We start from the raw sequence: 251 nt of genomic DNA, 5'->3' as shown, positions 1-251 counted from the left end.
CTGGTAGTCCACGCCGTAAACGGTGGGTACTAGGTGTGGGTTTCCTTCCACGGGATCCGTGCCGTAGCTAACGCATTAAGTACCCCGCCTGGGGAGTACGGCCGCAAGGCTAAAACTCAAAGGAATTGACGGGGCCCGCACAAGCGGCGGAGCATGTGGATTAATTCGATGCAACGCGAAGAACCTTACCTGGGTTTGACATACACCAGAAAGCCGTAGAGATACGGCCCCCCTTGTGGTTGGTGTACAGG

Annotated in this window: 1 rRNA gene; it reads left to right on the top strand. The window is 56.2% G+C overall.

Annotated features, from left to right (window positions below):
- A 16S ribosomal RNA gene (locus tag CUZ56_RS15310) occupies window positions 1–251 on the top strand; the annotation flags it as partial.

Origin of the sequence: Saezia sanguinis (assembly GCF_003991585.1) — a bacterium.
GTDB lineage: Bacteria > Pseudomonadota > Gammaproteobacteria > Burkholderiales > Burkholderiaceae_C > Saezia > Saezia sanguinis.
This window is presented reverse-complemented; position numbering and strand designations above follow the sequence as displayed.